Origin of the sequence: Methylobacterium sp. WL6 (assembly GCF_008040095.1) — a bacterium.
In the GTDB taxonomy this organism is placed as follows: domain Bacteria; phylum Pseudomonadota; class Alphaproteobacteria; order Rhizobiales; family Beijerinckiaceae; genus Methylobacterium.
Map to the genome: position 1 here is coordinate 1 of NZ_VRVH01000550.1, position 1,458 is coordinate 1,458.

The following is a 1,458-nucleotide window of genomic DNA, read 5'->3' on the forward strand; positions in this document are numbered from 1 at the left end:
CCCGCAGGGTGATGCGGTGGGTCGCGACGCTGTCGTCGCGCCCGCCGCGGAGGCGCTCGACGGCGCCGACCGGCTCGATCGCCCCCCACAGCACCGGCCCGGCGACGTAGCGCCGGAGGATGCCGCCGAACCCGTCGGGCTCGTCCACCGGCAGCTCCAGCACGAGCCGGCGCCGGCGCGTGCCGATCGCCCGCGGAACGGTGTCGGGCATGGTGGCCTCCGGGGTACGGGGAATCGCGAAGCGGGTTCGGGCGAGCGCGTCCGGCGGCGCGGATCACAGCCGCAGCCGGCGGAACGGCGCGGTCGCCGATGCGAGGTCGGCCCCGTCCGAGAAGGCGTCGTCGCCGCGGTGCTCGTACCGGGCGGCGGCGCGCCGCAGCACGGCGAGCCTCAGCGGCGGCGGGATCGGAGGCCCGTCGCCGCCGTATCCGGCCACGAGATCGACCAGCACGGCGCGCCCGGCCGCATCGGGGATCGCGGCGAAGAGCAGGCCCGGCGCCTCGATCCGGTCGGCGGCGAGGCTCGCCGAGCCCGCGGCGAATTCGGTGATGCCGCCATCCGCCGCGGAGAACCCGGCGCGCACCAGGGCGACGAGGGGGCTCAGCGGCACCGGCACGCGCCCGTCCGCGGGCAGCCGGTCCAGCACCATCCGCCAGGTGCCGGGCACGAGGATGCGCCGGGTCTCGGCCTCGACCTCGCTGCGGGCGGCCGCGATCAGGCCGGCGAGCAGGTCGTCCTCGGTGGCGTCGTCCGGGTCGAGGCGCAGGTAGCCGCGCAGCTCGGGCACGCTCACCGGCTCGACGACGGCGCCGGCCACGCGTATCGGCATCATCGCGCATCTCCATGAAGCGTGGATCGAGGGGTCTCGATGGTGTTCGGACAGCGCGTTCCCCGCCCGGCCGCGATCGGCCTGGCGTGGCTCGCGACCCTGGCGTGGGCCGGCGGGCCGGTACATGCCGTGGTCGGCGGCGCCGAGGCGACGCCCGAGGGCGCGGTGATGGTGCTGTCGTCGAAGGGCGGGGTCTGCTCCGCCGTGGTGGTGGCGCCGGACACGGTGCTCACCGCCGGTCATTGCGCCGGCGCGGGCCTCGAGCACCGCATCCATTTCCGCGACGCGTCCGGGCAGCCGGTCCTCGTCGAGGTCGCGGCCCGGGCGGTCCATCCGGGCTACGATGCCGGGGCGATCGCCGGCCGGCGGCGCTCGATCGACCTCGCGCTGCTGCGCACGGCGACGCCGCTGCCGCCGCGCTTTTCCCCGGCGACGTTCAGCACTGCGAGCCCGCGGGCCGGCGAGACGCTGACGCTGGCCGGCTACGGCGCCGAGCGGCCCGGCGACCCGCGCTCGACCGGCACCTTCCGCAGCGTCGCCCTGCCGGTGATCGAGCCCTACGGCCCGAGCCGCGCGCCTCCGACATCGATACGGTCTGGATCAACGGCTACGGCTGGCCGGTCTACACC

3 protein-coding genes are annotated in these 1,458 nt (G+C 76.7%); 1 reads left to right on the top strand and 2 read right to left on the bottom strand.

What is annotated here, in order from left to right; genetic code table 11:
* Nucleotides 1–211: head-tail adaptor protein (locus tag FV230_RS28245; protein ID WP_187275663.1), on the bottom strand; the 211-nt coding region annotated here is incomplete at its 3' end.
* 63 nt (nucleotides 212–274) lie between these two features.
* Complete coding sequence (locus FV230_RS28250; protein ID WP_147844712.1) at nucleotides 275–832, bottom strand: phage head-tail connector protein; 558 nt, start codon at nucleotides 830–832, stop codon at nucleotides 275–277.
* A gap of 36 nt (nucleotides 833–868) precedes the next feature.
* Here FV230_RS28250 and FV230_RS28255 point away from each other — a divergent pair.
* A partial coding sequence (locus tag FV230_RS28255) for a trypsin-like serine protease (RefSeq protein ID WP_147844713.1) occupies nucleotides 869–1,458 on the top strand: 590 nt, incomplete at its 3' end.